General features: G+C 67.0%; 4 protein-coding genes and 4 pseudogenes. 7 read left to right on the top strand and 1 reads right to left on the bottom strand.

What is annotated here, in order from left to right; translation table 11 throughout:
- The 5 genes and pseudogenes from ispG to ACZ7NC_RS44205 form a co-directional block, all read left to right on the top strand.
- The coding region (gene ispG / locus ACZ7NC_RS44185) for a flavodoxin-dependent (E)-4-hydroxy-3-methylbut-2-enyl-diphosphate synthase (protein ID WP_471497763.1) at positions 1–1,062 on the top strand (1,062 nt) is incomplete at its 5' end.
- Positions 1,059–2,120 (top strand): polyprenyl synthetase family protein, encoded by a 1,062-nt coding sequence (locus ACZ7NC_RS44190; protein ID WP_471497765.1) that lies wholly within the window; start codon positions 1,059–1,061, stop codon positions 2,118–2,120. The genes ispG and ACZ7NC_RS44190, both read left to right, overlap by 4 nt.
- Positions 2,117–2,512: pseudogene (locus tag ACZ7NC_RS44195) on the top strand (4-hydroxy-3-methylbut-2-enyl diphosphate reductase); the annotation flags it as partial. The gene ACZ7NC_RS44190 and the pseudogene ACZ7NC_RS44195, both read left to right, overlap by 4 nt.
- Before the next feature lie 163 nt (positions 2,513–2,675).
- A pseudogene (locus tag ACZ7NC_RS44200) lies at positions 2,676–2,858 on the top strand (IS6 family transposase); the annotation flags it as partial.
- Between the two features lie 79 nt (positions 2,859–2,937).
- A pseudogene (locus tag ACZ7NC_RS44205) lies at positions 2,938–3,393 on the top strand (IS6 family transposase); the annotation flags it as partial.
- Between the two features lie 94 nt (positions 3,394–3,487).
- On the opposite strand, the gene ACZ7NC_RS44210 reads toward ACZ7NC_RS44205, so the two are convergent.
- Positions 3,488–3,697, bottom strand: a complete 210-nt coding sequence (locus ACZ7NC_RS44210; protein ID WP_471497767.1) for a hypothetical protein — start codon at positions 3,695–3,697, stop codon at positions 3,488–3,490.
- A gap of 3 nt (positions 3,698–3,700) precedes the next feature.
- On the opposite strand from ACZ7NC_RS44210, the gene ACZ7NC_RS44215 reads away from it, so the two are divergent.
- Both ACZ7NC_RS44215 and ACZ7NC_RS44220 read left to right on the top strand, forming a co-directional pair.
- On the top strand, positions 3,701–5,236 hold the full coding sequence (locus ACZ7NC_RS44215; RefSeq protein WP_471497769.1) for a P-loop NTPase family protein: 1,536 nt from the start codon (positions 3,701–3,703) through the stop codon (positions 5,234–5,236).
- Between the two features lie 89 nt (positions 5,237–5,325).
- Positions 5,326–5,898, top strand: a pseudogene (locus tag ACZ7NC_RS44220) (IS6 family transposase); the annotation flags it as partial.
- Between the last annotated feature and the right edge of the window lie 93 nt (positions 5,899–5,991).

A 5,991-nucleotide genomic window follows, 5' to 3' on the forward strand; every position in this document is an offset into this window, starting at 1 on the left:
CGTCAACTCCGCGTCGGGTCGGTGCCCATCGGCGGCGGCGCACCGGTCAGCGTGCAGACCATGACCACCACCGTGACCGCGGATGTGGACGCCACACTGCAGCAGATCGCCGAAGTCACCGCAGCGGGCTGCGACATCGTGCGCGTCGCGGTGCCCTCCGCCGACGACGCCCAGGCACTGCCCGCAATCGTTGCCAGGTCGCCGATTCCGGTGATCGCCGACATCCACTTCCAGCCCCGCTACGTCTTCGCCGCCATCGACGCCGGCTGCGCCGCGGTCCGCGTCAACCCCGGCAACATCAAGAAGTTTGATGACCGGGTGGGGGAGATTGCCCAGGCCGCCTCCGCGGCCGGGGTGCCGATCCGGATCGGCGTCAACGCCGGTTCCCTGGATCCTCGTCTGCTAGCCAAGCACGGCAGCGCGACCCCCGAGGCGCTGGTGGAGTCCGCGCTGTGGGAATGTTCGCTGTTCGAGGAGCACGGCTTCACCGATCTGAAGATCGCTGTCAAGCACCACGACCCACTCACCATGATTGCCGCGAACCGCCTCCTCGCGAGCCGCTGCGACTACCCACTCCACCTCGGCGTCACCGAAGCAGGCCCCGCCTTCCAGGGCGCCATCAAATCCGCCGTCGCCTTCGCTGTCCTGCTCGCCGAGGGCATCGGGGACACCATCCGCGTCTCCCTGTCCGACCACTCGGTCGAGCAGGTCAAGGCCGGCAACCACATCCTCGCCTCCCTCGGACTGCGCCCCCGCAAACTCGAGATCGTCTCCTGCCCCGGCTGCGGCCGACTCCAAGTCGACATCCACCGCCTGGCCAGCCGGGTCGAGGCCGCCTTCGACGGCTTTCCGCACCCGTTGCGCATCAGGGTGATGGGCTGCGTGGTCAACGGCCCCGGCGAATCCCGCGAAGCCAACCTCGGCGTCTCCTCCGGCAACGGAAAAGGACAGATCTTCGTACGAGGTGAGGTCGTTAAGACCGTCCCCGAATCGAAGATCGTCGACACCCTCCTCGACGAAGCCCTCAAACTCACTGCTGACACCGGCGATGAGCCAGCATGACTCACCATCCTGCCGTCCTCGACCTGAACCAGCTCAGGAACTCTGCCGAAGGGGTCCTGGACGGCTTCCTCACCAGCAAAGCGACCGCCCGTGGCCCGCAACTGCCTGACCTGGTCACCCCGTTGCAACAGCTCATAGAGGCCGGCGGAAAACGCATCCGCCCCATCTTCACCCTCGTCGGCTGGCACGCCGCCGGCGGCACAGGAACCCCACATGCGGCACACCATCTGGCGGCCGCCCTGGAACTCTTCCACGCCTACGCGCTCATCCACGACGACGTGATGGACCGCTCCGACACCCGCCGCGGCCACCCGACCATGCACCGCCGCTTCGCCCGCCAGCATCCAGGACCCGCCACCCTCGCGGACCAGTTCGGCACGAGTGCAGCCATCCTCCTCGGGGACCTGGCACTGGTGTGGTCCGACGAACTCCTGCACACCGGAAACCTGACCCCCAAACAGCTGTCCGCCGTGCTGCCCCTACTGGACACCATGCGCACCGAAGTCATACTCGGCCAGTACCTCGACCTGACCCACAGCCATCGATCGCCGGATATGTCCTCGGCGTTGACCGTCATCCGCTACAAGACCGCCAAATACACGGTAGAGAGGCCCCTCCAACTCGGTGCAGCCCTCGCCGGCGCAGACCCGGACCTGCTGACCGCCCTGTCTCGCTATGCCATCCCTATTGGTGAGGCTTTCCAGCTCCGGGATGACTTGCTCGGAGTGTTCGGCGACCCGGCAGCCACCGGCAAACCCGCCCTTGACGATCTACGGGAGGGCAAGGCCACCGTCCTCATCGCCCTGGCCCTCACGCGCGCTTCCCGCGCTCAGGCCGACCAGCTCCGCCTCTACCACGGATGCCCCACCCTGAGCGAAGACCAGGCCCAAGCGGCACGGGGCATCATCACTGCCACCGGAGCCCTGCGCATGGTCGAAGACATGATCACCACGCGGTACGAGAAAGCCATGACCGCCCTGGACACCGCCCCCATCGATCCGGCCGCCAAGCACGCCCTGCGCCACCTCACCGACACCGCGGTACGGAGGCAGACGTGACCACTCCCACCACCCGTCGCCGTGTCCTGCTCGCCTCCCCCCGCGGCGCATGCGCCGGCGTCAACCGAGCCATCCACGCAGTGGAGAAAGCCCTGGAGCTGTACGGCGCTCCGGTGTACGTCCGGCACGAGATCGTCCACAACAAGTACGTCGTGCAGACCCTTCAGAAGAAGGGCGCCGTCTTCGTCGAGCGGACGGAGGAGGTACCGCCGGGCAACATCGTCATGTTCTCGGCGCACGCCGTCGCCCCCGTCGTCCACGACGAGGCCGCGCGCGGCAAGCTCGCCACCATCGACGCGACCTGCCCGCTGGTCACCAAGGTCCACAAGGAAGCCGTCCGCTTCGCGGGCGAGGACTACGACATCCTGCTGATCGGGCACGAGGGCCACGAAGGGCATTGTCAACTTTGACGATCCGTCAGATGATCACGAAGGCGATTGCGGCCCTGCGCCTCTGAATCCATGAATGAAACGCCGCCTCGACGCACCACAGGCGGGTCCCGGACGGGATTTTTCTTCTTGATCACCTGACGTTCTGTCAAACTTGACAGTGCCCATGAAAGGCTTCCGCTCGCCGCGGTCAGCCCAGAAGTTCCTCGCCGTCTTCAGTCAGATTTCGCCCCATTTCCGGCCCCGCCGTCACCTGATGACCGCACCCGAGTACCGGGCCGAGATGACCACCCGCTTCACCGTCTGGGACCACATCACCAGCATCACCGCCCTGCCCACCGCAGGCTGAAACCAGGGCCGCCACCCAGCCCCACCACCACCTGCCACACCCTCAACAACCTGCAACCCCAACAAGTTGACTACGCCGGAAGATGCGCTATCTGTGGCGGGCCGTGGACCAGGACGGCAACGTCCTGGACATTCTCGTGACCGGCAAGCGGGACACGGCCGCGGCCCGGCGCTTCTTCCGCAAGCTCCTCAAGGAGACGGAATCGGTACCGCGGGTGGTCGTCACCGACAAGCTGCGCTCCTACGGCGCCGCCCACCGCGCGGTCATGCCCTCAGTGGAGCACCGCAGCTCGAAATACCTGAACAACAGGGCAGAAAACTCACATATCCCCACACGGGAACGCGAGCAGAGAATGAAGGGCTTCCGCAGCGTCGGCACCGTCCAGAGATTCCTGTCCGCCTTCTCCGGCATCTCACCGCACTTCCGGCCCCGCCGACACCTGATGTCCGCCCCCGACTACCGCACCGAGATGACCAACCGCCACACCATCTGGCACCAGATCACCGGAACCACCCTCATGGCCACGACCGCCTGAGCCAAGCACCACGAGCACCACCGCCATGCCCCAACTCGCCTACCCCACCAGCAACTTGACAAGCCCCTTCGGGCGGCGATGTGTGCGGGCCCGGTCAGAAGCAGTCGTTGAACGGCTGGACCTCGGTACGCCGCGGGATGTGCTCGCCGCGCCGCTCGCGCCAGGCGCGCTGCTCGGCGGAGTCGGCGGCGGCCTCGGTGAGCGCGCGGGCCTGGCGTACGTCGGAGGGATTGTCGGCGCTGTCGGATAGCGTTATGTCGTGCGCTACTTCAACACGGCAGGGCCGTGCACACCTACGCGTCACTACATGCTGCCTGCCCAGGAACGGCTGCCGCAGGCCCGTGAGATCGTGGACGAGGGCCAGTACTTCGTGGTGCACGCGCCCCGGCAGACGGGCAAGACCACGGCGCTGGCGGCGATGGCCCAGGATCTGACGGCCTCGGGCCAGTACGCGGCGCTGCGTTTCTCCTGCGAGAGCGCCGAACCTGCGGGGGAGGACGTCGGCTGGGCGGAGGAGCTGGTACTGGAGGCGATCCGGCGGTCGGCGGAGACTGCCTGGTTTCCCGACGAGCTCGCGCCCCCTGCCCCCTGGCCCGACGCAGTGCCCGGGGCCCGGCTCACGCGGGGGCTGACGCAGTGGGCGCGGAGCTGCCCGCGTCCGCTGGTGCTGTTCTTCGACGAGATCGACGCGCTGCGAGGGGAGAGCCTGCGCAGTGTGCTGCGCCAGCTGCGAGACGGCTACACCGCTGTGCGCGAGCAGTTCCCGCACGCGGTGGTGCTGTGCGGGCTGCGGGATGTGCGTGACTACAAGGCGGCCTCGGGCGGGGATCCGGGACGCCTTGGTACGTCGAGTCCGTTCAACATCAAGGTTGCGTCGCTTCGGTTGGGCGACTTCACCGAGGCCGAGGTCGTCGAGCTGTACGGGCAGCACACCACGGAGACGGGTCAGGAGTTCACGGCGGACGCGCTGAAGCGCGCCTTCAGCTCCACCCAGGGGCAGCCATGGCTGGTCAACGCGTTGGCATACGAGATCACCAGGCGGATGCGGATCCCGCCGTCCGAGCCGGTCACGGCGGAGCATGTGGATGAGGCGAAGGAGCGGTTGATCCTGGCGCGTGCGACGCATCTGGATTCGCTGGCTGCCAGGTTGGGCGAGGACCGGGTGCGGCGGGTGATCCAGCCGCTGATCGCGGGCGAGTTGCCGCAGGAGGCGAGCACCTACGACGACGATCTAGCCTATGTCCGCGACCTCGGGCTGATTGCTGCGGATTCACCGGTGCGGGTGGCCAATCCGATCTACAAAGAGGTCATCGTCCGTGTCCTGGGCAGCAGGACGGAATCGGTCATCACCGCGGCTCCGAGCAGTTTCCGGCTGCCGGACGGCCGTATCGACATGGGTAGGCTGCTGCGTTCCTTCGCCGAATTCTGGCAGGAGAACGGGGAGATCCTGGCCACCACCTCGACCTATCCCGAGGCCGCGGCCCAGTTGGTGATGATGGCGTACCTTCACCGGATCGTGAATGGGGCGGGCTTCATCGACCGGGAGTACGGGGTCGGCCGCCGCCGGGTCGACCTGCTGATCCGCCAGCCGTACATCGCCGCTGATGGTTCGCGGGCGGTGCAGCGCGAGGCGCTGGAGCTGAAGGTATGGCGCCAGGGCCGCACCGACCCTCTGTCCGAGGGGCTGGCGCAGCTGGACGACTACCTGGACCGCATGGAGCTGTCCACGGGCACCCTCGTCGTCTTCGACACCCGCCCCCAGGCCGCCCCGGTCCACGAGCGCACCGCCTTCTCACAGCAGAGGACACCCTCCGGGCGCACCGTCACGCTGCTGCGCGGCTGACGGGCGGGGCGGGAGCCCCGACGGTGTTATCAAGTTGAGGAGCAGGGTGCAATGATCTTGGTGTAGATCGTCGTGGGAGGGACCGGATCGTGGATGTCGCTGCGCCGTCGTACCGGGGGTTCCGGTTTCCGCCGGAGGTGATCGCGCACGCGGTCTGGCTGTACCACCGGTTCAGGCTCAGCCTTCGTGATGTGGAAGAGCTGCTGTTCGAGCGTGGCATCCAGGTGTCGTATGAGGCGATCCGGCTGTGGTGCGAGCGGTTCGGTCCCGCGTACGCAGCCAGGCTGCGCCGCCGGCGGTCCCGCCCGGGTGACCGGTGGCATCTGGACGAGGTTTTCATCAAGGTCAACGGGCGGATGCGGTACCTGTGGCGCGCGGTGGACCAGGACGGCAACGTCCTCGACATCCTCGTGACCAACACCCGCGACACCACCGCGGCCCGGCGGTTCTTCCGCAAGCTCCTCAAGAGCACCGCGACCGTGCCGAGGGTGATCGTCACGGACAGACTCCGCTCCTACGGGGCCGCCCACCGCGACGTGATGCCGTCCGTCGAACACCGCTCCTCGAAATATCTCAACAACCGGGCGGAAAACTCCCATATCCCTGCACGGGAACGCGAACGGAGCATGAAGGGCTTCCGCAGCGTCGGATCAGCCCAGAGGCACTGTCAAGTTTGACAGAACGTCAGGTGATCAAGAAGAAAAATCCCGTCCGGGACCCGCCTGTGGTGCGTCGAGGCGGCGTTTCATTCATGG

Source organism: Streptomyces sp. NPDC111802 (assembly GCF_055634335.1).